The organism is Halobellus litoreus, from assembly GCF_024464595.1.
Taxonomy (GTDB): Archaea; Halobacteriota; Halobacteria; order Halobacteriales; family Haloferacaceae; genus Haloquadratum; species Haloquadratum litoreum.
Map to the genome: position 1 here is coordinate 108,495 of NZ_JANHAW010000002.1, position 24,286 is coordinate 132,780.

26 protein-coding genes are annotated in these 24,286 nt (G+C 66.5%); 12 read left to right on the plus strand and 14 right to left on the minus strand.

The features are described 5' to 3' along the window. The 5 genes from NO360_RS08095 to NO360_RS08115 all read left to right on the plus strand — a co-directional run bounded on the left by NO360_RS08095 (position 1) and on the right by NO360_RS08115 (position 4,126). Positions 1 to 1,467 carry a cryptochrome/photolyase family protein gene (locus NO360_RS08095; protein WP_256307274.1) on the plus strand — a complete coding sequence of 489 codons (1,467 nt, stop codon included), beginning with the start codon at positions 1 to 3 and terminating at the stop codon, positions 1,465 to 1,467. A 138-nt stretch (positions 1,468 to 1,605) separates the two neighbouring features. After that, positions 1,606 to 2,205, plus strand: a complete 600-nt coding sequence (gene sod / locus NO360_RS08100; RefSeq protein WP_256307275.1) for a superoxide dismutase — start codon at positions 1,606 to 1,608, stop codon at positions 2,203 to 2,205. Positions 2,206 to 2,333: 128 nt separating this feature from the next. Continuing rightward, the gene (locus NO360_RS08105; RefSeq protein ID WP_256307277.1) at positions 2,334 to 3,119 is read left to right on the plus strand and encodes a DUF7847 domain-containing protein; all 786 of its coding nucleotides are present in this window, start codon (positions 2,334 to 2,336) and stop codon (positions 3,117 to 3,119) included. 110 nt (positions 3,120 to 3,229) lie between these two features. Further along, positions 3,230 to 3,424 carry a cold-shock protein gene (locus tag NO360_RS08110; protein ID WP_049984818.1) on the plus strand — a complete coding sequence of 65 codons (195 nt, stop codon included), beginning with the start codon at positions 3,230 to 3,232 and terminating at the stop codon, positions 3,422 to 3,424. A gap of 255 nt (positions 3,425 to 3,679) precedes the next feature. Then, the gene (locus NO360_RS08115) at positions 3,680 to 4,126 is read left to right on the plus strand and encodes a GNAT family N-acetyltransferase (protein ID WP_256308506.1); all 447 of its coding nucleotides are present in this window, start codon (positions 3,680 to 3,682) and stop codon (positions 4,124 to 4,126) included. Between the two features lie 224 nt (positions 4,127 to 4,350). Here NO360_RS08115 and NO360_RS08120 read toward each other — a convergent pair whose 3' ends face one another. The 7 genes from NO360_RS08120 to NO360_RS08150 form a co-directional block, all read right to left on the minus strand. Beyond that, complete coding sequence (locus NO360_RS08120; RefSeq protein ID WP_256307279.1) at positions 4,351 to 6,042, minus strand: tRNA uridine(34) 5-carboxymethylaminomethyl modification radical SAM/GNAT enzyme Elp3; 1,692 nt, start codon at positions 6,040 to 6,042, stop codon at positions 4,351 to 4,353. A 122-nt stretch (positions 6,043 to 6,164) separates the two neighbouring features. Next, entirely contained in the window at positions 6,165 to 8,309 is a 2,145-nt protein-coding gene (locus NO360_RS08125) for a DHH family phosphoesterase (protein WP_256307281.1), read from the minus strand. 87 nt (positions 8,310 to 8,396) lie between these two features. Then, the gene (locus NO360_RS08130) at positions 8,397 to 8,999 is read right to left on the minus strand and encodes a YIP1 family protein (protein WP_256307283.1); all 603 of its coding nucleotides are present in this window, start codon (positions 8,997 to 8,999) and stop codon (positions 8,397 to 8,399) included. A 10-nt stretch (positions 9,000 to 9,009) separates the two neighbouring features. Continuing rightward, the gene (locus NO360_RS08135) at positions 9,010 to 9,597 is read right to left on the minus strand and encodes a thymidine kinase (RefSeq protein ID WP_256307285.1); all 588 of its coding nucleotides are present in this window, start codon (positions 9,595 to 9,597) and stop codon (positions 9,010 to 9,012) included. A 122-nt stretch (positions 9,598 to 9,719) separates the two neighbouring features. Next, complete coding sequence (locus NO360_RS08140; RefSeq protein WP_256307287.1) at positions 9,720 to 9,983, minus strand: lipoyl domain-containing protein; 264 nt, start codon at positions 9,981 to 9,983, stop codon at positions 9,720 to 9,722. 4 nt (positions 9,984 to 9,987) lie between these two features. After that, the gene (locus NO360_RS08145) at positions 9,988 to 11,004 is read right to left on the minus strand and encodes an alpha-ketoacid dehydrogenase subunit beta (protein ID WP_256307288.1); all 1,017 of its coding nucleotides are present in this window, start codon (positions 11,002 to 11,004) and stop codon (positions 9,988 to 9,990) included. Beyond that, a complete protein-coding gene (locus NO360_RS08150; RefSeq protein ID WP_345780203.1) occupies positions 11,004 to 12,017 on the minus strand; it encodes a thiamine pyrophosphate-dependent dehydrogenase E1 component subunit alpha in 1,014 nt (337 codons plus the stop codon). The genes NO360_RS08145 and NO360_RS08150 overlap by 1 nt, the downstream gene beginning before the upstream one ends. 319 nt (positions 12,018 to 12,336) lie before the next feature. Between NO360_RS08150 and NO360_RS08155 the strand changes: the two genes are divergently transcribed. The 3 genes from NO360_RS08155 (at position 12,337) to NO360_RS08165 (ending at position 14,323) form a co-directional block, all read left to right on the plus strand. Next, the gene (locus NO360_RS08155) at positions 12,337 to 12,588 is read left to right on the plus strand and encodes a hypothetical protein (protein WP_256307290.1); all 252 of its coding nucleotides are present in this window, start codon (positions 12,337 to 12,339) and stop codon (positions 12,586 to 12,588) included. A gap of 205 nt (positions 12,589 to 12,793) precedes the next feature. Beyond that, complete coding sequence (locus NO360_RS08160) at positions 12,794 to 13,528, plus strand: DUF429 domain-containing protein (RefSeq protein ID WP_256307292.1); 735 nt, start codon at positions 12,794 to 12,796, stop codon at positions 13,526 to 13,528. Between the two features lie 399 nt (positions 13,529 to 13,927). Continuing rightward, on the plus strand, positions 13,928 to 14,323 hold the full coding sequence (locus NO360_RS08165) for a RidA family protein (RefSeq protein WP_256307293.1): 396 nt from the start codon (positions 13,928 to 13,930) through the stop codon (positions 14,321 to 14,323). Positions 14,324 to 14,505: 182 nt separating this feature from the next. On the opposite strand, the gene NO360_RS08170 is transcribed toward NO360_RS08165, so the two are convergent. The 6 genes from NO360_RS08170 to NO360_RS08195 all read right to left on the minus strand — a co-directional run bounded on the left by NO360_RS08170 (position 14,506) and on the right by NO360_RS08195 (position 19,025). Then, positions 14,506 to 15,438: a DUF1641 domain-containing protein gene (locus tag NO360_RS08170; RefSeq protein ID WP_256307294.1), complete on the minus strand. Its 933-nt coding sequence runs from the start codon at positions 15,436 to 15,438 to the stop codon at positions 14,506 to 14,508. Between the two features lie 4 nt (positions 15,439 to 15,442). Next, positions 15,443 to 16,618, minus strand: coding sequence for an NAD(P)/FAD-dependent oxidoreductase (locus NO360_RS08175; protein ID WP_256307295.1), 1,176 nt, complete (start codon positions 16,616 to 16,618; stop codon positions 15,443 to 15,445). A gap of 19 nt (positions 16,619 to 16,637) precedes the next feature. Further along, positions 16,638 to 17,300: a helical membrane plugin domain-containing protein gene (locus NO360_RS08180; protein ID WP_256307296.1), complete on the minus strand. Its 663-nt coding sequence runs from the start codon at positions 17,298 to 17,300 to the stop codon at positions 16,638 to 16,640. Next, positions 17,300 to 18,445 (minus strand): NAD(P)/FAD-dependent oxidoreductase, encoded by a 1,146-nt coding sequence (locus NO360_RS08185; RefSeq protein ID WP_256307298.1) that lies wholly within the window; start codon positions 18,443 to 18,445, stop codon positions 17,300 to 17,302. The genes NO360_RS08180 and NO360_RS08185 overlap by 1 nt, the downstream gene beginning before the upstream one ends. After that, positions 18,438 to 18,683, minus strand: coding sequence for a sulfurtransferase TusA family protein (locus tag NO360_RS08190; RefSeq protein WP_256307299.1), 246 nt, complete (start codon positions 18,681 to 18,683; stop codon positions 18,438 to 18,440). Before NO360_RS08190 ends, NO360_RS08185 begins: the two co-directional genes overlap by 8 nt. 162 nt (positions 18,684 to 18,845) lie before the next feature. Next, positions 18,846 to 19,025 (minus strand): DUF8073 family membrane protein, encoded by a 180-nt coding sequence (locus NO360_RS08195; RefSeq protein ID WP_256307300.1) that lies wholly within the window; start codon positions 19,023 to 19,025, stop codon positions 18,846 to 18,848. 227 nt (positions 19,026 to 19,252) lie between these two features. On the opposite strand from NO360_RS08195, the gene NO360_RS08200 reads away from it, so the two are divergent. Together NO360_RS08200 and NO360_RS08205 are read left to right on the plus strand one after the other, a co-directional pair. Then, a complete protein-coding gene (locus NO360_RS08200; protein WP_256307301.1) occupies positions 19,253 to 20,689 on the plus strand; it encodes a cytochrome ubiquinol oxidase subunit I in 1,437 nt (478 codons plus the stop codon). After that, entirely contained in the window at positions 20,682 to 21,683 is a 1,002-nt protein-coding gene (locus tag NO360_RS08205; protein ID WP_256307302.1) for a cytochrome d ubiquinol oxidase subunit II, read from the plus strand. The genes NO360_RS08200 and NO360_RS08205 overlap by 8 nt, the downstream gene beginning before the upstream one ends. 366 nt (positions 21,684 to 22,049) lie before the next feature. On the opposite strand, the gene NO360_RS08210 is transcribed toward NO360_RS08205, so the two are convergent. Continuing rightward, complete coding sequence (locus NO360_RS08210; protein ID WP_256307303.1) at positions 22,050 to 22,289, minus strand: hypothetical protein; 240 nt, start codon at positions 22,287 to 22,289, stop codon at positions 22,050 to 22,052. A 157-nt stretch (positions 22,290 to 22,446) separates the two neighbouring features. Here NO360_RS08210 and NO360_RS08215 point away from each other — a divergent pair, with 157 nt between their 5' ends. Together NO360_RS08215 and NO360_RS08220 are read left to right on the plus strand one after the other, a co-directional pair. Next, positions 22,447 to 23,166, plus strand: a complete 720-nt coding sequence (locus NO360_RS08215) for a helix-turn-helix domain-containing protein (protein WP_256307304.1) — start codon at positions 22,447 to 22,449, stop codon at positions 23,164 to 23,166. Continuing rightward, positions 23,163 to 24,080 (plus strand): sulfurtransferase, encoded by a 918-nt coding sequence (locus NO360_RS08220; RefSeq protein WP_256307305.1) that lies wholly within the window; start codon positions 23,163 to 23,165, stop codon positions 24,078 to 24,080. Before NO360_RS08215 ends, NO360_RS08220 begins: the two co-directional genes overlap by 4 nt. Positions 24,081 to 24,286 lie beyond the last annotated feature (206 nt).

Here is a 24,286-nt window from a genome sequence, read left to right on the forward strand (position 1 = left end):
ATGGAGATTCACTGGCATCGGCGGGACCTCAGACCGACTGACAACCGGGCGCTCGCGGTCGCGTCGGGGGCGGTGGACGCGGACGACGCCGGGTCCGCCGAAGACGAGCACGACGCCGATTCGGACTCCACCGCGACGTCGGGACCTGTCGTCCCGGTGTTCGTCTTCGACGACGACGTCCTCGAACACGCCGGCGACGCCCGCGTTCGGTACCTCCTCGACGCGCTCGCGGAACTGCGCGCGTCGTACCGCGAGCGCGGATCGGACCTAGTCGTCGCCCGCGGCGGCCCGGCGTCAGTCCTCCCGGATCTCGCGGCCGAGTACGACGCGGACCGCGTCGTCTGGAACAAGGACTACTCGGGACTTGCGCGCGAGCGCGACGCCGAGGTGCGCCGCGCGCTCAACGCCGTCGACGTCGATCGGGCCTCGTTTCACGACGCCATCTTCCACGAACCGGGATCGATCACGACGAACGAGGGCGAGCACTACTCCGTCTACACCTACTTCTGGAAGAAGTGGCGCGACCGAGAGAAGCCCGACCCGATCCCGGCACCCGATCCCGACGCGCTCGCGGCCGTCGACGGCGACGACCTCCCGACGATCGCGGAACTGGGGTTCGAAGAGCCGCAGGCCGATGTCCAGGCAGCGGGGACCGAACCCGCCCGCGAGCGACTCACCGAGTTCTGTGCGGACGGCATCTATCGCTACGCCGAGGATCGGGACTACCCGACCCGCGACGGCGTCTCCCGCCTCTCGACGGACCTGAAGTTCGGCACGATCGGGATCCGCGAGGTGTACGCCGCGACCGCCGAGGCGCGGGAGCACGCCGCCGCCGACGCGGTCGAGTCGGTCGAGGAGTTCCAGTCGCAACTCGCCTGGCGGGAGTTCTACACGCACGTGCTGTTCTTCAATCCCGAAGTCGTCTCCGAGAACTTCCGCGAGTACGAGCACGAGATCGAGTGGCGGAACGATCCCGAAGAGTTGCGGGCGTGGAAGGACGGCGAGACCGGCTACCCGATCGTCGACGCGGGAATGCGGCAGCTGAAGGCAGAGGCGTATATGCACAACCGCGTCCGGATGATCGTCGCGTCTTTCCTCACTAAGGACCTGCAGATCGACTGGCGGGAGGGCTACGACCACTTCAGGGAGTTCCTGGCCGATCACGACACCGCAAACGACAACGGCGGCTGGCAGTGGGCGGCCTCGACGGGGACGGACGCCCAGCCGTACTTCCGGATCTTCAATCCGATGACGCAGGGCGAGCGCTACGACCCAGACGCGGAGTACATCAAAGAGTACGTCCCCGAACTTCGCGACGTCGATCCCGACCTGATCCACGAGTGGCACGAGCTGTCGCCGACCCAGCGTGCGCGAACGGCCGGGGAGTACCCCGAACCGATCGTCGACCACGGCGAGCGGCGGGAAGCGGCGCTCGCGATGTTCGAGGCCGCCCGCGGCGACGAGTGAGGGGATTCGAGCGGAGTAAAACTGTCCCGCGTTCCACGTACCCGTTTACGGTTACGCGCCCGGCCGAACGTACCGTGTTACCACACCTCTCTTAACGTTTAACAGGAATCCGTCCGTGTAATGGAACGGAGGCCAAATATGAGCTACGAACTCGATCCCCTTCCGTACGACTACGACGCCCTCGAACCGCACATCTCCGAGCAGGTCCTGACGTGGCATCACGACACGCACCACCAGGGCTACGTGAACGGCTGGAATTCGGCCGAGGAGACGCTCGAAGCGAACCGCGACGCGGGCGACTTTTCCTCTTCGGCCGGAGCGATCCGGAACGTGACCCACAACGGCAGCGGTCACATCCTCCACGACCTCTTCTGGAACTCGATGTCGCCGGAGGGCGGCGACGAGCCGAGCGGTGCGCTCGCCGACCGAATCGAGGAGGACTTCGGCTCCTACGAGGCCTGGAAGGGCGAGTTCGAGGCCGCAGCGTCCAACGCCAGCGGCTGGGCGCTCCTCGTCTACGACTCGTTCTCGAACCAGCTGCGCAACGTGGTCGTCGACAAGCACGACCAGGGCGCACTCTGGGGCAGCCATCCGGTGCTCGCGCTGGACGTCTGGGAGCACTCCTACTACCACGACTACGGTCCGGCCCGCGGCGACTTCGTCGAGAACTTCTTCGAGGTCGTCGACTGGGAGGAGCCCAGCGCCCGCTACGAGCAGGCCGTCGAACTCTTCGAGTAAGCGACGCTCGGCGACGAAGCGCGTCGTACACCCCGATATTTTTTAGCGTCCCGCACTGTCCAGCCGTTGCTGAAATCTGAATCTGAGCCTTGCGTAGTCTTTTGATTCCGGGCGAACAGCAAACGGGTATGGCCCTCCAACTCGGCCGATCGTTCATCGACGGTATCAGACGGGTGCTCTCCCGAACCGGCGGCGTGCTGTTCGCCGCGCTGTTGGCCTTGCAGATTCTCCTCCAGACCTCGGTCAACACGGCCGTCATCGGGTTTCTCCCACCCGAAGCGGCGGCGCAGACCCAGGAGACGCTGGGACTGACGCTTCCGATCTCGGGGACCGTTGCGACCGCCCTCTTCCTCCTCGTTGCGATCCTCAGCGCCACGTATTTCGTCGTGCTTGCCCGGGGGATCACGCGACCGATGTCCGAACTCGCGACGTTCCCGCGGGAACTGTACACGCGTCGGATCGGGCGGGCGACCCTCTCGGTGATCGGCGGCGGCATCGTGGTCAGCATCGCGGTGACTATCGGTCTGGTGTTCCTCTTCCTCCCGGGAATCTACCTCGGAGCGTGCCTCCTGTTCTTCTTCTTCGAGGTCGCGATCGAGGACGAACGCGCCATCGGCGCGATCAAGCGCAGTTGGAATCGAACGAAGGGGAACCGGCTGAAACTCGCGGTCATCGTCCTGCTCAGCGGCGTCATCGGCGGTATCGTCGGCGTGCTGGCGACGGTGTTCGACCTCGCCGGGGCACCGGTCGTCGGCGACCTGGTGACGAACACTGTCAGCACCCTCCTGTTCGTCGCGCTCTACGGCATTATCGCGGACGCGTACGTGCAGATCCGAGGAGACGACCCCAGCGGCCCCGGCGGTTCGGGAGCCCGCAGTCCGGTCGATAGCGGCGCCCGAGCCGACCATCGGTAGCGATTCTGCAGGCTCGGAGCCGCGCGAAACCGGGGCGCAGATCGAATGACAGTCGTGGTACCGCGACCCGCGCAAGTCTTATCCCCGAACGCGGTTTACGTTTGTTTGCAATGGCAAACGGTAAGGTTGACTTCTTCAACGACACTGGCGGCTACGGTTTCATTTCGACGGACGACTCTGACGACGACGTGTTCTTCCACATGGAGGACGTTGGCGGTCCGGACCTCGAAGAGGGGCAGGACGTCGACTTCGAGATCGAATCGTCCCCCAAGGGACCGCGCGCGACGAACCTCGTTCGCAACTAATACCGACTTCGGTCGCCTCACGGCGACGGTAGACGGAACACAATTTTCCCGAGTTCACTCGGGTGATTTCGACGCCGACGAACCCTCGGTCCGCAACTCGGAGTGAGTTCTCGACCGGCTGTCTCGGGGAGAGAGTCCGAAACGCTCAGTTGTACGGCCGACGTTCGACCGCCTGTGACTGCCGAGCGCGACACGGACGAGCGCGGCGACGACCCCCGCGACCGAGACGTACGAGAGCGGGAGCCCCGAACCGGCGTGTTCGTCGTCTCGACGGACGCCGAACGCCGGGCTGCGTTCTCGATCCGCCGGGAGGTCTTCGTCGACGAACAGGGCGTCGACGAGGGTATCGAGTGGGACGAGCACGACGAACCCGGGGCGGACGCGACCCACTTCGTTGCCTACGACGACGGCGACGTCGTCGGCGCGGCGCGGTTCCGAGCCGTCGACGCAGACGCCGACGAATCGGCGACGGGCAAGGTCGAACGCGTCGTCGTCGCCGCCGACAGACGCGGCGAGGGTTGGGGCCGTCGCGTGATGGACACCGTTGAGTCACACGCTCGCGAGGCTGGGTTCGATCGACTCGAACTCCACGCGCAGACGCCCGTGCAGGAATTCTACGAAACGCTCGGATACGAGGCCTACGGCGACGAATTCGAAGAGGCGGGAATCCCGCACGTCGAGATGGCGAAAGCGCTGTCGTAGCGCCTGCGGTTCCGCGAACCGCAAATCGAGAACGGCGAACGTTTATCAGCGATCCCGGGACCAGCACCCCCGTGATCTGAACGCCACCCCGCGTCGGGTCGCGGTTGCTCGGCACGTCGGCGCGGGACAGAGCCGACGCTCCCGCCGTTGCTGCCGTCCTCAGCGCCGGCGATGCCGTCGACCTGCGGGTGCCGACTGTTCGCCACGGCAACGCGACCCGGAAGTCACGACAGCGGCTTGGAGACGTACGGCCCGTCCTGGTGGTAGCCGAGCTTCTCCCGGTAGTACTCCCGCGCGCCGATGCCGGAGATGATCGCGAGTTTCCCGTAGCCGGCATCGGCGGCGAGTTCCTCCGCCCGGCGGATCAAGCGTCGCCCGTAGCCCCTGTGCTGCCACTCGCCCTCGCCGCTGCCGATGCCGGCCTCGCTCCCGTAGACGTGGAGTTCCCGGACGATAGCCGCGTCCGTCAGTTCTCGACGGACCGGGTCGTTCGGGAATCGGAGCCGACAGAACCCGACGAGCAGATCCTCGACGGGGTCCTCGAACGCGAGGAAGTGCTCGGTCCCGCCGGCGACGTCGTAGGTCGTCACGTTCAACTCGACTCGCTCGGGGTCGGGGTCGGCCTCGTTCATCCCGGCCTCGCGGGCACGGATGTCTCGGAGGTCGATCCCCTTCTCTTCGGCCCGCTGCGCGGCGAGCTGCCGGAGGTTCGACTTCCAGACGCCGGCGTCGATGAAGTCCGCGGGGATGTCGCGTTGGACGCGCTGCAGTCGCGTGTACTCTGGGATCATCCCCATCACCTCGCTCACGATCTCGGCGGCCTCCTCGTTGCCCAGCGGCTCGAACTCGTCGCGCCGCCACTGATCGTAGACACGCGTCCCGCGAACGACGAGCGTCGGGTAGATCTTGAGGTAGTCCGGGCGGTACTCCTCGCGCTCGAACAGTTGCCGGAAGTCCTCGAGGATCATCTCCTTCGTCATCCCCGGTTGTCCCGGCATCATATGGAAGCCCACTTTGAAGCCGGAATCGCGGAGCCTGCGGTTCGCGTCGATCGACGCCTGCACGCCGTGACCGCGGTGCATCTCGCGATTGATCCGCTCGTAGGTCGTCTGAACGCCGACCTCCACTTTGGTCGCGCCCAGATCCAGCATCCGGTCGATCTGCTCGGGATCGCACCAGTCGGGCTTCGTCTCGAACGTCGTGCCGATGTTCCGGATGTCGGCCGTCTCGTTCTCGGTGATCACGTCTTCGACGTAGCGGAACTCGACGTCCTCGGGGTCCGGCTTGAACGACTGATCCTCCGCTGGCGAGGGCTCGGAGTCGAGGTCGTAGTCGTTCAACGCCTCCAGGGCGCGCTTGACGAACCACTCCTGGTAGTCGTGGCTGCGCGCGGTCATCGTCCCGCCCATCAGGATGAGTTCGACTTTGTCGACGGGGTGCCCGATGTGTCGCAGCTGTTCGAGGCGGAGCGTCACCTGTCCGTAGGGGTCGTACTCGTTCTGCTCGCCGCGCGCTGCGGCCGGTTCGTGGCCCGTGTAGGACTGCGCGGAGTCGAACTCCGAGGCCGGACCGCCCGGACAGTAGAGGCACTTCCCGTGCGGACACATCTGCGGCGAGGTCATAATCGCCACCGGGGAGACGCCCGAAGCGGTTCGGACGGGCTTGCGCTGGACGACCTCCTTGACCTCCTCGCGTCGACCCTGCGGCGCGTGCTGGAGGATCTCCGCGTTCTTCGGGACCTTCGGCGAGGAATGCGTCGAGCAGGCGTCGAGCTTCGCGGACTCCAGATCGTCGCGTCCGACGTCGCCGTCCAGGATCCGCTGAACGAGGTCCTCGCAGGTGCGTCGGAACGCCTCGGTCTCCGTCGGGTCTGATTCCCCCTCTGACCCGGGCTCGGGATCGGCGTCGGCGCTCACCGGCGAAGCACCTCCCACAGTCGCGGCGAAGAGCGGTTCATTACCAATTTCTCGTCCCGTTTCGGGGTTAAGCGTGTCGCTCCGCAGGATCGTGAACGCGTCGAACGACGGCGTGGCCGAGTTCAGAGCTGGTCGACGACGGCCGCGGCGACGGCGTCGACGACGTCCTCTCGCGCGCCGGAGAGGAACTCCACGCGGTTCTGTCGGATGCCGACGGCCGTGATTCCGCCCTCGGGGACGGCGTCACTGGCGTCGGCCGCAGCGGTCCGGACGTCGACGCCCTCGGCGCGGACGAACAGCTCGTCCGTGGAGTAGACGATCGTCGCCACCCGGTCGTCGTCGGCCCGGCGGTGCAGCGCGTCCGCGAGCAGCGACGTCGGCGGGAAGTCGAAGCGGTGACTGTAGGAGTCGGCGTCGAGGACGGCGACCGAGACGCCGTCGACCTCCCGGGTTTCGAGGTTCGCTTCGGCGGTCTCGACCTCGTCGTCGAGTTTGATCCGGAACTGCTCGGAGACATGACCGGCGAGGCCGCCGTCGTCCTCGAACAGCAGGTCGGTGATGAGCTCGCGTTTGTCCTGGTAGGACTGGTAGTAGGCTTCCAGCGCGACGGCCTCGCGGAGCTTGCGAGTCCCGTCGGCGCCGTAGCCGGCCTCGCTCGCGAGGTCGACGTACGCCGCCGGCGTCTCCTGCCAGTAGCTCACCGCGGGGAGGTGCGCGAGGTCGTCGCTCGCGTCGGCGTTGACGGCGGCCGCGAGGTTCGCACCGAGCGCACCAGTCGAGAGGCCCGAGGCGTCGACGTCGGTGAGGCTCGGCGAGACGAGGACGCTCGCCTCGTCGACGATTTCGGTGTCGACCGCGTCGGCGTCGACGACGACCCGGGACGCCCCGTAGACGCCGAGGAGTCCGAGGCCGTCGAGCGAGTCCGTGGTGCCGCCGACGCCGACGAGAACCACGAGCGGCAGTTTCTCGTCGTGGCGCTCGTTGTCCTGCAGCATTCGCGTCACGTCGTTGGTCGCGGCGTCCATCCCGTAGACGGGATCGTCGAGCGGCCGTCGGGTGAAGAAGTGGTACTCGGCGTCCGCGCGGGCGTGCTCCTCCCGGATGAGCGGCAGCACCGCGCGTTCGATGGCCGCGCCGGCGACGTAGCCGTCGGCGGTAGCGGCGTGGCGGACGACGATCGGTCGCGACTGCAACACGGCGGTCCGGATCGCTTCCGCGGCGTCCGCGAGTTGATCGGTGACGGCCTCGACCGCCTCGTCCGCCGCGAGCGGCTCGACGGTCTCCGGACGAGCCTTCTCCGAGAGCGCGTCTTCGAGCCGGGTTTCGACGGTCGCGGCCTCGTCTCCGGAGAGAGCCGTCAACTCCTCGGTTTCGACCTGCAGTTCGCCGCGTCGGAGTTCGACCTCGCCGTCGAGTCTGACGACGTCGCCCTCGTCGACCTCGGGGTACGCGCGGACGCCGGCTTCGACGAACGCCGCGCAGTCGACGACGGCCGTCTCGTCGCGGACCTCGAAGATGGTCGGCCCGCCGGTCTGACGCGCTCCGACGACCTCTCCTTCGATCCGGACGCGTTCGCCAACGCGGTCGCCGAGGGAGTCGACGGTGACGCGCTCGGGCGCTTCGACTTCCGTCGGTTCCTCGTCGTCGGTTGTCGCGTCCGATTCGGACGCCTCCTCGAACTCGAACTCGGTCTCCGCGTCCGCTTCCTCGGTCGTTTCGGTGACCTCATCTCCGGACGCCTCACTGGCGTCCACAGAGTCGCCATCGTCGTCCGGGCGTTCGGTTTCCGTTGCTGCCGACGTGGAAGCCGACTGTTCGGTGTCCTCGGTCGAATCCGTCCCGTTGCCGACACGGGATTTCGTCGAGATCCCCTTCGGCGTCTTCTTGACCGGCGTGGGACCGTCGTCGGCGGAGCCGTTGTCGATCGGTTCGCCGTCGTCGTCGCCGTCGGGGTCGTGGACGCGCGCACCCCGGAACTCCGACTCCGACTGACGAATCGACCAGCCGAGATCGATGTTCCCGTTGCTCCGGACGTTCTTCACCTGGACGAAGACGGTGTCGCCGGACTCCCAGTCGAGGCTCTCGAGGCGACGGTCGAGTTCGCTACGGTGCAGGAGCCCGGTCACTCCGGGCGCGAGGTCGACGAAGACGCCGAAATCCGCGAATCCATCGACGGTACCCTTGTAGTACCGCCCCGGCGTGAGCTGCTTCGGGGAATCTCCCCGGAAATCGAACCAGACGTCCTCGTCGTGCGTAATCCAATCCATTGAGAGAGTACAGTGTGTCGCGCCTAAAACGATTGTCGAATTCCTGCGCTCCGGGTGTGCATCCGTCTCACGGTCGCGTTCCGTCCGTCAGATCAGTCCGGCGGCCCGGAGAACGGCCTCCCCGGCGTCGAGACCGCCGAACGCGGAGCCGAAGAGCAGCGTCGCCGGGACGGCCCCGGCGGCGAGGGCGCGGACGGTCGTCGTCCCGTGCACTTCCCGGAGGCCGATCACGAGCAGCGCGCCCCCGTAGAGTGCACAGACGAGTCGCAGCGCCGGCCAGGGGAGACCGGCGACGACGCACGGGGCCGTGGCGTAGGCGACGACCTGAACTGTCTCGCTCACGCCCGCCCGGTCTCGAACCGCGACGATCAGGATGACCGTCTGCAACGCGGCGGTCAGGTGCAGCGCCGCGGGGGCGACGACGAGCGCCACGGCGGCGAGCGCGAGCGCGACCGACACGGTTCGACCGCCGGCCAGCGCCGGAATCCGCTCGGGGGCGAACGCGAAGAGCCCGATTGTGTAGGCCACGGCGACGACCACGGCGAAGACCAGCCCCGGTGCCTGATCGCCCGGCGCGACGCCGTTCCTGAAGAACTGTTGCGGCCTGACGAGGACTTCGACCCACGCACGCAGGAGCCCGCGCGGTCCGCGCTCGCGGCCGCCGTCGGGATTCTCGACCCAGGTGGTCACGGTGTGTGAACTACTCGCGGCGAAGCGTATGACAGTTCCGGCACCGGGCCTCGTAGGACTCCTCGGCGCCGACGACGATGGTCGGATCGTCGACGTGGGCGGGTTCGCCCTCGACGAGCCGCTGGTTCCGCGTCGCCGGCTCGCCGCACTGCGAGCAGATGGCCTGCAGTTTGTCGACGTACTCCGCGACGGCCATCAGTTGGGGCAGCGGCTCGAACGGCTCGCCCCTGTACGTCTGGTCGATTCCCGAGACGACCACCCGGCGGCCGTCGTCGGCGAGGCGCTGACAGACGTCCACCAGTTCCGGGCCGAAGAAGTTCGCCTCGTCGACCGCGACGACGTCCTCGCCGTCGAGACGCTCGCGGATCTCCCAGACCCCCTCGCCCTCGCTGGGAACGACGGCGGCGTTCCACTGCCGACCGACGTGTGACCCGACGGTCGTCTCCCCGTAGCGGTCGTCGACAGCCGGTTTGAACGCGGCGACCTCCTGACCCGCGATCTCCGCGCGCCGGAGGCGACGGAGGACCTCCTCGGTCTTTCCGGAGAACATCGACCCCGTGACGACCTCGATCCAGCCGCTGTTCGTGATGGCGTGCATACGACGTTCGAGCGCGGTGGAGGCACAAACCGTTGTCCATTCGTTCGGGAGCCCCGAAACCGGTAGGAGGAATCGCCGTCAGCCGGAGGACGGTACGGGCCGATATCTCCCCCAATCCACTCCTACGCTTCCGGGGTGATCCACGCCAGCGTGTCGCCGCGCTCGAACTCGTCGTCTTCCGCTTTGACGATCTCGGCTATCGTCCCACTGGCCGGCGCGAGCACGTCGATGCTGACCTTCTCGATCTGGATCTCACAGACGCTCTCTCCTTCCTCGACCGTCGCGCCTTCCCGGACGAACCAGTTGACGACGATCCCCTCGTCGCTGTCGGCCTCGTCGGCCCACTCGTCGGCGGTCACCGGAACGCGGTCGTCGGTTCCGCTCATCTGGTCACTGCGTCCTCCGGACGGCCGCGGCGATGTCGTCGACGTCCGGGACCACCTCGTTCTCCATCGGCCGCGAGTACGGGATCGGCACGTCAGGGAGCGCGACGCGCTCGACCGAATCGAGCGCGGCGAGCGCCTCGTCGGCGACGCTGGCGACGATCTCGCCCGTCACGCCGTAGGAGCGGTAGTCCTCGTCGACGACGACGAGGTTCCCCGTCTTCTCGACCGACTCGACGATGGTGTCGGTGTCCAGCGGGACGAGCGACCGCAGGTCGACGACCTCGGCGTCGATCCCGTCGTCGGCGAGGTCCGCTGCCGCCTCCAGCGCCCGGTGGACGTGCAGGCCGAGCGTCACGATCGTGACGTCGTCGCCGTCGCGCTTCACGTCGGCGCTGCCGAACGGGATCGTGTAGTCGGTCTGTGGGACGGGCGTCTTCGGCCCGTCCGGGGCGGGGAGCCAGCCGATCCCCATCAGGCGCTTGTGGAACATATAGAGGACGGGGTCGTCGTCGCGGATGGCGTTGTGCATCAAGCCCTTCGCCTCGTAGGCGGTCGAGGGAACGACGACTTTCAGCCCGGGGACGTGGGCGAAGGTGCCGTACAGCGTCTGGGAGTGCTGGGCGGCGTCGTTGTAGGTGCCGCCGACGGCGGCGGTGAGCACCATCGGCACAGAGACGTTGCCGCCGCTCATATAGGTGTTCTTGGCCATCTGGTTGTAGATCTGATCCATCGCGACGCCGAAGAAGTCGACGAACATCAGTTCCGCGATGGGCCGCATTCCCTCCTGAGCGGCCCCGACCGCCGCTCCCAGATACGCGGTCTCGCTGATCGGGACGTCCATCACCCGGTCGTAGCCGAACTCCTCGCGGAGGCCCTCCGTCGAGTCGAAGATGCCGCCGTAGTCGGCGACGTCCTCGCCCATGTAGAACACCTCGTCGTTCTCCCGCATCTCGTGGGCGATGGCCGAGACCATCGCCCTGCTCATCGTCAGGTCGCGGGTCTCGCCGCTGGCGTCGGACATCAGTCGTCACCCCCTGCGACGTCGAAGTCGGGTTCGCTGTCGGTCACGCCGCTCGGTGGATTCACGAACATATCCTCGTATGCGTCCGCCGGGTCCGGTTTCGGCTGCTCTTTGGCCCACGCGATCGCCGCCTCGACCCGCTCGTGGGACTCTTCGCGGATCGATTCCATCGTCTCGTCGTCCACGCCGTAGTCGCGGAGGTCCGCCTCCAGTCGCTCGATGGAGTCGCGTGCGAGAGCCGCGTCTTGGTCCGCTTCCGGCCGATAGGTCTGGGGGTCTCCCATAAAGTGGCCCATCCGACGGTGCACCTGCACTTCGAGGACCGTCGGTCCGTTGCGGTCGCGGGCGCGGCCGATCGCCTCGCCGGCGACCTCGTAGATCTCGACGGCGTCGTCGGCGTCGACGCGGACGCCGGGCATCTCGAACCCGTCGGCCCGATTCGCGCCGTTCTCGACGTCGGTGACGCGTTCTTTGGGCATACTGATCGCCCAGTCGTTGTCCTCGATGACGAAGACGACCGGGAGATCGAAGACCGCCGCGAAGTTCAGCGACTCCAGGAACGCGCCCTGGTCGATCGCGCCCTCCCCGAGGTACGCGACGGCGACGCTGTCCTCGTTTCGCTTCTTCGCCGCGAGGCCCGCGCCGGCGGCGGGGGGACAGCCCTCGGCGATGATCCCGCTGCAGGCGAAGTGGACCTCGGGGTCGAACAGGTGCATATGTCCGCCCTTCCCCTTTCCCAGTCCCGTCTGCCGGCCGAAGATTTCGGCGGTCATTCGCTGGAGATCCACGCCCTTCGCGATGGCGACGTGGTGGGGCCGGTGCGGCGCGGTCACCGCGTCGTCGTCGCGGAGGTGCTGGCAGACGCCCGCGGCCGCCGCCTCCTGTCCCGCGGCGAGGTGGAGTTCTCCGGGAATCGGCCCGGCCGAGATGTCGAAGGCCGGCTGTTTGCCCTCCAGATACTCCTCCTGCAACCGCTCCTCGTAGTGGCGAGCGGTCACCATATTCTCGTACATCTCCGTTAAAACGGTCCTGCTAACTCCTGCCATACTGAATACAACTATTTGACAGGTATTATAGTTAAGGATAGGCGATGGAGATCGGTCACGGCAGTCGTCGAGTGCCGAAACGGACTCTCACGGGGCGGAGCGGCCGCGGTGGACGGATCACCGCCGTCGGGTCACTGACGTTCCGCGACCCTCGGAGTGACGAGTGATGGTGGGTTCACGCCGCCCGTCGATCACACAGGGCGGATCTGCTACCCAAGGATTCAACTGGCGCTCTCAATTACGACCCGGCTGAACAGTGTCGCCCGCATTTATCCTACTGGGTCTTATGGCCGTCGCGCTCCTCGGAGTCGGGTACGTGCTCGTGTTTCGCGTCGATACCGCGCTCGCGTTACAGGAACGGTTCGCGGAGGTGGCTAGTTGGAAACCCCCCTCGGAAGACCCCGAATACTACGAGGAGATGCGCCCGCACCGACGAGCAGTGTTCCGGCTGGGCGGCACCGTCGTGCTCGCGGTCGGTGGGGTGTTGCTCGCGATGTGGATATACGGCACGTTCGTCCTCGGATCGGTTTCGCAGTGAGAGATGCCCCGGGATCGTCGAAATTGATCCCTGGCCGTCTGCAGCGGTTCGCGTGTTCGCCCTCGGGTGCTCGGGGGTGGAGGGCACAGACGTGTGCCTGTTGCCGGGGTAGTAGCACTCGTTCCAGCCGACAGTACGGTTTTCACCGTTTCGTAGCTACTTTGCGAAGAAACGAAGCGTGTGGGAACCCTCTACGACACCGCCAATGAACACCTACGTCGGCGTCGACGGTTGTCCGGAGGGGTGGATTGCAGTGGTGTACTCGGACACGGATTTCGTGGGGGCGTGGTTCTACGAAGACGTCTCCGATCTCTGGGAGAGCCACGCCGATGCCGAGCGGATCCTCGTCGACGTCCCGATCGGGCTTCGCGAGAACTCCAGTGATCCACGGGAGTGTGATGCAGCCGCGCGTGACGTACTCAAGCCCGATCGATACAGGAGCGTCTTTCCAACCCCGGTGCGGCAGGCAGCCCGCCAGGACTCCTACGAGGACGCCAAGGAGAAACAGGAGGAGCGAACCGACGGGAGCCTGAACCGGCAGACGTGGGGCATCACGCCGAAGATCGACGAGGTCGATCGGTTCCTTCTGGAAAACGAAGCTGCTCGCGGCGCGATACGGGAGGCACATCCCGAAGTCTGCTTCTGGGCGTTCGCCGGTGAAGAGATGGCGTACTCGAAGACCAACGATGGAGCGCGAGCCTTCTGGGAGCGAGTCGCCGTTCTTCGGACGCTCGAGGAGGACGTGTACGATCACCTCTGGGAAGTCGGAACCGGAGACCTCGGTGGCTCGCCATCGACTGACGACGTCGTCGACGCCTTCGCAGTCGCGCTGACCGCCCGCGGCGACGGAGACGGTCTCGAAACGCTTCCGGATGATCCCGAGGAAGACGAAGCAGGTCTCCCGATGGAGATGGTGTACCGACCGAAGCCGAGGGCGTAGCCGACGCAAACGACTCGTGTACTTCTGTGAGGGGCAGAAGGCTTCTTCCCAACATTCCAGATCCGTATCCACGGGCGAACTGACGCCCGAGGATTCCGAGAGGGGACCGATCATCTTCATCGACGAGCCGTGCCGAGCGTACGGGATCGACCCGCACGACTGCTCCCGTCCAAAGGAATCCGGACCACTGACACGTGAGAAGCGCTCCACGCCGGAGCGAGCTACCTGTTGCGGTCGACTCCCCACAGACGATCGAGAACGTCCCGACGTGGCTTCGGGACTGACGTTTCAGGCGGGATCGACGTCCTACTCTGAACCGGTTCGGCGGACGACGGCGATCGTTTCCTCCTCCCCGGTAGTCCCCGAAACAGGTTTCAGAATCGCCCGTTCCCAGTAGGTATGGAACGCCGTCGAATCGCCTCAGGCACAGAGTGGGAATCGAAGGTCGGGTACTCTCGAGCGGTCCGGGTCGGCTCACAGATCCACGTCTCCGGGACGACCGCGACCGACGACGAGGGCGACGTCGTCGGCGAGGGCGATCCCGCCGCGCAGACCAAACAGGCCCTTGCGAACATCGAAGCCGCCCTCAGGGAGGCCGACGCGTCGCTCGACGACGTCGTCCGCACCCGGCTGTTCGTCACCGACATCGAGGACTGGGAGGCGATCGGGGACGCCCACGGCGAGTACTTCGGTGACGTCCGACCGGCGACGAGTATGCTGGAAGTGAGCCGGCTGATCACCCCGGAACTCCTCGTCGAGATCGAGGCCGTCGCCGTCGTCGACGACGGGTCGTAGCGACCCGCAGCACGATCGAAACCCCTCCGATCCCCGTTCCACACCGCATCACGTAGTGAAACGCTGCAGTCAGCGACCACGACAGACGAGACGCCCTCACGACGTAGTTTGGTTCTCTCCGATCGGGTCACCGTCGGGGCGACGAACTGCACGGTCCCCGCTCACCGCCACCGAGCACACGATCAGTTCGATCGATCGGGTGCCTGCGCGCGTCCGGCCCGTTCGGTTGCCTCGATCATCGTTCCGATGGTGCGCTGAACGTCGTCGTTCCGGAACGCCGAGAGAAGTCCGAACAGGCCGACTCGGCGGTCGTTCGTCTCGTCGGTGAACGCGCTGACCCCGGCGTCGACCGTCTCGACGACCTGCGGGTCGCTCGCGCGCTCGACGACGTCCGCGGCCTGCCCTAACTGCGTGCCGAGTTGGTAGTACTCCTCGGTGCTGCGGTCGGCGGCGTCGCCGAACCCATCGAGAAGTGCGAGAAGCCCGTGAAGGGTCTCCATATTTTCGCCCAGCGCGACGAGCGTCTCGACCGACTCCGCGCGGTCGAACGCCGTCGCGAGCCGGCGAACGTCCGCACGTGCCGCCTCGGCGGCCGCCTCGTCCTCGGGGGCCACGTCAGCAAGTGCGTCGCTGGTCACCTCGAGCGTCGCCAGCAGATCGAGGAACGTGTCGGTGTTGTCGCCGAGCCGGCGCAACAGAACCAGCGTCTCCTCGCGCTCGAACGCCATTCGAAGTTCCGCGATCTCACCGCGGTTCTCGGCGGCGACGGTGCGTAACTCGGGGACGAGCTCCGTCGAGAGGTCCTGCGCGACGACGACCAGGTCGAGCAGGTCCGCCAGCGCGTCGGCGTTGTCGCCGACCTGTTCGACGAGTTGCATCGTCTCCTCGTTCTCCAGCGCGGTTCGCAGGTCCGCCAGCGGCTCGCGGTTCTCTTCGACCGCCGTCCGGAGCTCCGGTACCAGGTCGTCGCCGAAGCCCCGGACGACCGACAGCAGGTCCAGGAGCGCGATCAGGTCGTCGGCGTGCGCGTCGACGCGGGCGGCCACTGCCTGGATATCGCCTTCTCCATCGGGGCCAGTCGCCACCGCACTCGCGTCGGATGGTGTCTCACTCATCGGCTCAGGGAACCGGGTCGTAGCCGCGCATCCAGACGTTCCAGTACAGCGACGGGATCACGTTCACGTCGAGGATCCAGTTGAGCCGGCTCACGATCGGCGCGGAGATTGAGTCCTCGTAATCGAACTCCGCGATCATCGCCTTGCCTTGCTCGACGAGGATCGGACAGGCGGTGTAGCCGTCGTAGTCGGCGACCAGCGACCGGTCCTCGAGGTACCGCTCGACGTTGTCGACGACGACGTGGGACTGCTTGCGCGCGGCCGAGGCGGTCCGCGAGGTAGGCACGTCGGCGTTGTCACCCAACGCGAACACGTTCGGGTACGTCTCGTGCTGGAGCGTGTGGTCGTCGACGGAGACGTACTCACCGCCGTCGGTCAGCGGCGAGTTGTCGACGACGAACTCGTGGCCGTATTGGGGCGGCACCGGCGCATACAGGTCGTACTCGAGCGCGTCCCCCTCCTCGGAGTGGACCGTCCGGCTCTCGTAGTCGACTTCGGAGACGGTGAACTCGGGGACGAACGTGATGTCGCGCTCGTCCCAGATCTCCGCGATCCGCTCCTGGTACGGCGCCTTCGGCCCCGTGCCGAACACCTCCGAGCCGGGCTTCGTCATCACGAGTTCGGCGTCCTCGCGCACACCGCGCTCGCGGAGGTACCCCTCCATCAGCATCGTGAGCTTCAGCGGCGCGCCGCCGCACTTGATCGGCGTGTCCGGGACCGTCACCAGGAACCGTCCGCCGTCGAATTCGTCGACGGCGTCACCCAGTGCCCGCGCCGCGGAGGCGTGATAGAACGGATAGACCGAATCCGTTCGGTTCCAGCCCTCGAGCATCCCCGGCACCGATCCCGGGCGACGGTCGTTCCCGACCGCGGAGACGAGGACGTCGTACTCGTAGGTCCCCGACTCTCCGGCGACGGTCCGGTCGTCCGGATCGATCCCGACGACCTCGTCGTGGACGAACGAAATCTCGTCGTGGAGCAACTCGCGCGTGTCGCGCTGCTGCTCGTCGAGGTCCATATAGTCGAAGGGGATCAGGTAGTACGCGGGCTGGTAGCTGTGCGTCCGACGCTTGTCGATCACTGCCACGTCGGCGTCGATGCGCCGACGGAGCGCGTTCGCCGTCATCGTCCCCGCGGCGCCGCCGCCGAGGACGAGAACGGTGGGTCGTGTTGCTGTCATAGTTCTGTGTACTCGGTCGTCATTCGTCGTTCGGTCCGTCTACGGCGGTGCCCACGGTTCCGATCCCGCGGGCGACCGCGACGAGGTACCCCATCCCGGCCTTGACCTCGGGATCCCGCAACGCCCCGAGCAGGCCGACCGGACCGATCGGCTCGGCCTCCTCGGCGCCGGCCGCACCGACGCCCTCCAGCATCCGAACGAGCCCGCGGCGCACCTCGTCGTCGGCGGCCGTGTCGGCGATCTCGCCCATCGAGGTCCCGGTCGCGGCGACCGTCTCGACCATCTCGTCGTCCATCGCATCAGTCAGTAGCGCGACCGCGTCCGCGATCTCGGTGAGCCGGTCGAGCGTGCCGCTCCGCTGGAGCGTCGCGACGCGTTCTACGGCGTCGGCGAGGTCGTCGCCGTTCCGGCCCACGGCCGAACTGAGCTCGACCGTTTCCTCACCGGCGAGTTCCGTCGCGACCAGCCCGAGCGTCGTCGCGTCGCTCGTGAGCGACTCGACCATCTCGTCGTCAAGGCTGTCCGTCACGAGCGCAAGCGCGTCGAGAAGCGCTGACAACTGGCCAGACTGCTTCAGCAGTGCGGCGACGGTCTCGGGGTTGTCCGCGATCGCCTCGCGGATCGCCGGCGGGACCGGCTCCGTCTCGGCGGCCGCGCCGTCTTCCTCGTCGGTCGCGCTCATCACAACACCCCGCGGGCAGTCAGCCAGTACGACTGGTTGTAGCCGAGCTTCGACCAGTGGATCAGCTTCGAGGGCGGCTTCGGCGTCGGCTCCGACTCGTAGTCGAAGGCGATGTAGGTCGCCTCGTCCTCGCCGCTCTCGATGAAACAGACGGTCTTGCCGTCGTACTCCGTGGTGGGGCGCTGACCGCGGACGACGCTGGCCAGCCGGTCCGCCAGCGACGTGGCCGCGTAGTGGGCCGCGCTGCCCGCCTTGCTCGTCGGGAGGTCGGCGACGTCGCCGAGGGCGTACACGTCCGCCGCGTTCGTCGCCTCCAGCGTCGCCGGGTCGACGTCGACCCAGCCGTCGTCGCCGAGTCCCGCCTCCCGGACGACGTCGCTGCCGTCGTGCGGCGGGATCGCCACCAGCAGGTCGTAGGACAGTTCCCGACCTTCGACGGTGTGGAGGACCTCCTCGTCGGGGTCGACCCGCTCGGGGTTGAAGAACGTCTCCACGCCGATGTCGCGCTCGTCCAGCAGCGGTCCGGCCCAGTCGGCGACCGACTGGATCCCGTGGGCGCGGTTGATCGGGTACGTGTACGTGATGTCGATGTCATCGCGCAGGCCCCGCTCGCGGAACCAGGTGTCCGCGATAAGCGGGAACTCCAGCGGCGCGACCGGGCACATATGCGGCACGCCGATGACCGACAGCACGAGGTGTCCCTCGGTGAACTCCGCGAGCGCCTCCCGGAGTTCCTCGGTCGCTTCGGGTCCGTAGAAGTGGTGGCCTCCCGCGGCCAGCCCCGGCGTCTCCGCCGGTGTCACTTGCGCGCCCATCGCGAGCACGAGGTGGTCGTAGGCGAGATCGGAACGCGGTCCGTCGAACGACACCGTCTTCGCGTCGGTGTCGACGGCGTTCACTCGGTCGATCAGCAGGTCGACCCGCCGGTCGATCAGGTCCGCGAGCGGACGTTTCGCGTCCGCGGGCGTCTTCTCGCCGAAGGGCACGTACAGCCACGTCGGCTTGTACACGTGCTCTTCGCTGTCGTTTACGAGGACCACCTCGACGTCGCCCCCGTCGATCTCGGCCGCGACCTCGTCGGCGAGGTTGTTCGCCAGGACCGACCCCGCGGTCCCCCCGCCGACGATGACGACGCGTTCAGTCATCGATCCGTACGTACAGGTCCCAGTGGTCGCCGCTGTCGACCACGTCGACCAGTTCGTTTCCGGACTCGTCGGCCCACTCCGCGACGTCCGGTTCGGTCCCCTCGTTCGAACTCTGAAGTCGGATCACTGTTCCCGGATCGACGTCTTTCGCCTTGCCGATCAGTTCCATCATCGGACCGGGGCAGGACGATCCGATCGCGTTCACCGTCACGTCAGCTTCGAGTTGTGTATCGCTCATTCAATATCGCCCCGTGGTAGATCCTGCCGATCGATGACTATCTGCATTGAGTTGTCGCACGACAACTGCCGTCGCAATCGCACGTGCCGACGGCGTGTGGCTCTTCACAGAATCACGAGGCGGACGTCAGGCGTTCCGCCCTCTCCCCGAAGCGCTTGATCCTCATCCGATCGTCTCCCAGTTCCTGTACAAGGCAACACCGAACGCGAGGACGATCCCGCCAACTGCGAACTGTCGGCCGACCGTCCCGATCTCACCGTTGAGTCCAGCGATAACGGCCCGGACCGTCATCACGAGCGTAACGACCGCGACGAGCGACAGGACGGCGTGGCGCGTTTCCATACGCGAACGTAGCGGCCTCACGTCCCAAAAGGATCAGTTGGCGCAGGACAACGCTTCCCGCACGGCAACGTGAGGCATCTAATCCCACGACAGCCGGCACACTCGGTTGTCCTGTGCCAAAGAGGGGGTTAACCCCGCCCAGTCAGTAGCTGTATACGAGACGGCAGCGCGCACAGCAATCGAATCGAGCACAGCGAGACGACTGTCACACCCCCACCGACGAATGAATGATCGACCCAGTAATCGCAAGTAGGCTCCAGTTCGCGCTAACGACTATCGTCCACATCATCTTCCCGGTGATGAGTATGGGCCTCGCTCCGTTCCTCGTTTACTTCACGTGGCGAGACGTCCGGGGCGGTGATCCAGTATACGAACAGTTACGTCGGTTCTGGACCAAGATCTTCGCCATCTCGTTCGTGGTCGGGACCGTCACGGGGATCGTCCTGGAATTCGAGTTCGGGACGAACTTCGCGGCGTTCGCGACGGCCGCGGGCGAGCTCTTCGGCGGCCCGCTGGCCGTCGAGGGGATGATGGCGTTTATGCTCGAAGCGACGTTCCTGGGGATCTTCATCTTCGGTCGGGAACGCGTCTCCGACCGATTGTATCTCGTCTCCAGCGTCGCCGTCGGGCTCGGGACGTGGCTGTCGGCGGTGTGGATCCTCATCGCGAACTCGTGGATGCAGACGCCGCGGGGCTACGAGCTCGCCACCGAGAACGGCCAGACGATCGTCCATCTCACCGACCCGATCGCGGCGTACCTGAACCCGCGGTTCCCGTATATGTTCGTCCATATGCAGAACGCCGCCGTCGAGTCGGTGGCGCTGTTTATGGCCGGCGTCGCCGCGTACTACGTCTACCGGCACCACGTCTGGGAGTACCCCGTCGAGAACGTCGCGTTCTGGGAGAAGACCCTCAAGATCGCGCTCGTGGCCCTGTTGATCACTGCGCCTCTCCAAGTGCTCCAGGGCGACCTCTACGCGCGTCACGTCTACGAGACACAACCCCAGAAGTTCGCCGCAATGGAGGCCGTTTGGGACACCGAGGCGTACGTCCCCGAGTACATCTTCGCGATCCCCACTGACCTGAGCCAGCTCACCGACCCGCGCGCCAAGGAGCTGTTCGGGATCGGCATTCCCGGCGGCGCCTCGTGGCTGGCCAGCGGGGGTGATCCCACAGCCGAGATCCGCGGGCTGAACTCCTTCGAGTCGGAGTCGCCGCCGGTCGCGATCGTGTTCTGGTCGTTCCGGGCGATGGTTGGGATGGGCTTTTGGTTCATCCTGCTGGCGTTCTGGGGCGGATACCGGTGGTTCACCGGCGAGCTGTTCGAGGACGGCCTGCTGCACAAGGCGCTTATGGCCTCCAGCCTGCTGGGGATCCTCGCGGTCGAACTCGGCTGGGTCGTCACCGAGGTCGGCAGACAGCCGTGGGTGATACAGGGCATCCTCAAGACGAGCGCGGGCGTCTCGCCCGGTCTCACCGGGACCGAGGCCCTGACGACGCTCCTCGGATTCGTCGGGGTCTACACGGCGATCCTCGCGCTGTACACCTACGTCGTCGCGCGGATCATCCGCGGCGGGCCGCCGGGCGAGGAGGACCTGGACTCGGTCCCCGACCAGCGGGAGAGAGACGAGAGGCCAGCCGCGGGGGTCGCCGGGGATGATTAGCGTCGAGTCACTCGCGGCGGGACCGCTCTTGGACCTCCCGCTCGCGGAGCTGTGGTTCGCGCTGATATTCGCCCTGCTGGGGACGTTCCTGTTCCTCGACGGGTTCGACTTCGGCGCCGGCGCCATCTTCGCGACGCTCGACGACGAGTCGGCGCGCGAGACGGTGCTGTCGGCGATCGGGCCGTTCTGGGACGGCAACGAGGTCTGGCTCGTCGTCTTCGGCGGCGCGCTGTTCGCTGCCTTCCCACGAGTGTACGCCGGCCTGTTCAGTCGCCACTACCTGCTTATGTTCGGCATCCTCGGCGCGCTCATCCTCCGGGGGCTCGCCCCCGAAATGTACGAACAACGCCACGACGAGCGCTGGCAACGCTGGTGGGGACGGTCGTTCGTCGCCGGGAGCGTGCTGGCACCGTTCCTCCTCGGCGCGTTCGCGGGCAACTGGCTCGTCGGGAGCCCGCGGTCGTTCACGCTCGTCGGCATCGTCGTCGGGAGCACCGTCACGGTGCTGACCGTCGTCTCCGGGGCGGCCTTCCTGGGCCTGAAGGCCGGGAGAGCGCTCCCGGGGGCCGTGCATCGGATCGGCGTCGGCGCGGTCGTCGTGTATCTCCTCTTGGTCGTCGCGACCCTGGGAACGCTCGCCGTCACTCTCCCGGCCGGAGCCGACGCACTGCTGTCGATGCCCGTGCTCGCGTTGGTCGCGGCTTCGATCGCACTCGCGATCGCCTACGCGGTCGCGCTCCGACGGGGGGCGAACCTCGCCGCGCTCGTCTCGGCCGCGGGCTTGACCTACGGGCTGGTGGCGGTCGTCGCGGTCGTTATGTACCCGCGTATCGACCCGGCGACGGGGCTCGTCGTCGAGGAAGCGATCGTGTCGACCCTCCCGCTGAACCTGATGTCGATCGGCGCCGCGCTGTTGCTCCCGCTGGTCGCGACGTACTTCGTCGTCCTGTACTCCGCGTTCAGCGGGCCAATCACGGCCGAGGAGTCGTACTGAGATGGGCGGCAACGACGACCGGGACGACGCGACCGCTGCGCCGCGAGCCGACAGCCGTCTGCTCTCGCGCGTGCTGATCACGTGGGCAGAGTTGCTCCTCGTCGGGTTCGCCGGCGCCGCGCTGGGGGGGGGCCGCGTCCGGACCACCGCAACTCATCGTCTACCTCGGAACGATCCTCGCATCGGTCGCGGTGCTCCTGTATAACGTCGATCGACTCGTCACGACGCGGATCAGAGGCGCCTCGTGAGCGGACCGCGGGCGCACGCGACAGGCACCTCCCGTCGCTCGCCGGATCCGCCCCGGCAATCGGACAGCACGCGGGGCGGCACGGTAGTCCGATCGCGTGAGGGGTCGACCGGAGGCGGTCAGTTCGGTCGACGCCTCGACGGGGCGAACGGACCGACGCCGCGCCGTTTGGCGACGATACCGAACAGCAACAGCGCGCTCGGAACGAACAAGAGCGCCCCAAGTGCGGTGACGACGTCGTCGTGGGAGAGCCCGAAGGCGACCCCGCCGATCCCGGCACCGAGCGCGACGACGGCGGGGATCAGCAGGCGGCTCCGTAGTGTCGCTAGTACCTCTTCGGCCGAAGGGGGGAATTCCATACGGGACGAGATAAGTACGTTGAACCCATATCGTCGGTGTTGTCGAGATCCAACCGCGCGGCCCGCTGTGAGACCGTTCAAACCCCCCACCCGGACGAAGACGGCCCGACCAGTCAGAGCGAACGTCACAGATTCCGATGCACGAGTTCAGTTCCTGATGTACGATTTTAGCTTCCAGATAACGTACGACCCCAGCGCCGACGAGTACGTCGACCTGTTCATCGATCGCGAGTCGCTTCGATCGGAAGCGATTTACTCGTGTCTCGATCCCGGCGAACTGTGGACCCTGGAGTCGGTGACGGGTGATCCGGACGACCTCACGGCCGTCGACGAACTCCTCTTGGACGAGTCCGTCGACAGGGAGTCGATCAGCAGTCGGGAGTGCAGTGCTACGCGAACGACGAGTCTCCTGACCGACGAGCACCGGCGGCGGGTCGCATACACCTACGTGTCCGACGTGGACTTCTGCGAAGCCGTTCCGCTCATCGTGGCGAAGTACGTCGACGGCGGCGTGCTCTTCGAGCAGACGCGGACGGGTGATACGGTTCGGTGGCGGGTACTTCTGCAGGACGACTCGAAGGTCGGACACCTGTACGATACGCTGTCTGCGAAACTCGGCGACGGCCTGTCGTTCTCTTTTGAACATCTGACGGAAGTCGATAACTGGGAGAGCGGCCTCCTCCCGCGGGCCGACATCCGTGCGGAACAGCGCGAAATCCTGACAGTGGCCGTCGAGCGTGGCTACTTCGAGACGCCCCGCGAGGTAACGCTCGACGAACTCGCCGAAGAGCTTAACATTCCCCGCTCGACTGTGTCGTACCGGCTTCGGCGCGCGACGGCGGAGCTGGCGAAACGGTTCTCGAACCGACAACTATGACTGCCGATGACTCCCCGGATGCCGGGACACGGCCGGAACCCGACGAACCGCTCGAGTCACAGTACCCCACAGACGTCCTCGTTAGCCCCGAGTGGGTCGAATCCCGACTCGACCGGTTCGACTCCGCGGAAACCGACGCCAGGTTGCTCGAGGTCGACGTCAACACTGAATTCTACGAGACCGGTCACGCTCCCGGTGCCGTCTGCGTCGACTGGCAGGAGGACCTCCGCTCGGCAGACGCTCACGACATTCTCGGCCCGCAAGAAATGGAGTCGTTCCTGGGTGCCTGTGGGATCACCGAAGAGACGACGGTCGTCGTCTACGGCGACAACTCGAACTGGTTCGCGACCCATCTCTACTGGCAACTCACCTACTACGGCCACCCGGATGTCCGGGTTATGGACGGGGGCCGCGAATACTGGGTCGAACACGACTACCCGCTCTCGACAGCCCCGGTCGATCCCCCGACTGTCGCGTACGGGAAGACGCTCGATCACCCGGCCGAGGAGGTGCGAGCCTACCGTGAGGACGTGCGTGACGCGCTCGACACCGAGACGGTCCTCGTCGACGTGCGCCTCCCCGAGGAGTTCCGCGGCGAGATCGTGAAGCCGCCGGGAATCGACGAGGGCGCCGTCCGCGGAGGGCACGTCCCTGGCGCAACGAACGTCTTCTGGGCCGAGAACGTCCGTCCGGACGGCCGGTTCAAATCACCGGATCGGCTCCGCGCCGTCTACGAGTCGCGGGGGATCACGCCCGACGACGACATCATCGTCTACTGTCGGATCGGCGAGCGGTCGTCCGTGACGTGGTTCGTCCTCGCGGAACTACTCGGGTACGATCGCGTCCGGAATTACGACGGCTCCTGGACTGAGTGGGGGAATATGATCGGCGTCCCGATCGAAAACGGAGAATGATCGTCGGATCCAGTGGCTCGTGCCCGACGGCTCCGTTCGTCCGCGTCCCGTCCGCAGACGGCTCGTAGCGGTTCGGTCCCGATGCGGAACGGTCGAACGAGACTCGTCTGTGCGCTCTGGCTCACGAGCGTATGCGAGACAGGATGATATTTTCATTCTAGGCCACCTCAATCTTGCTAAATCAAAAAATTGTCTTGCGACAAACC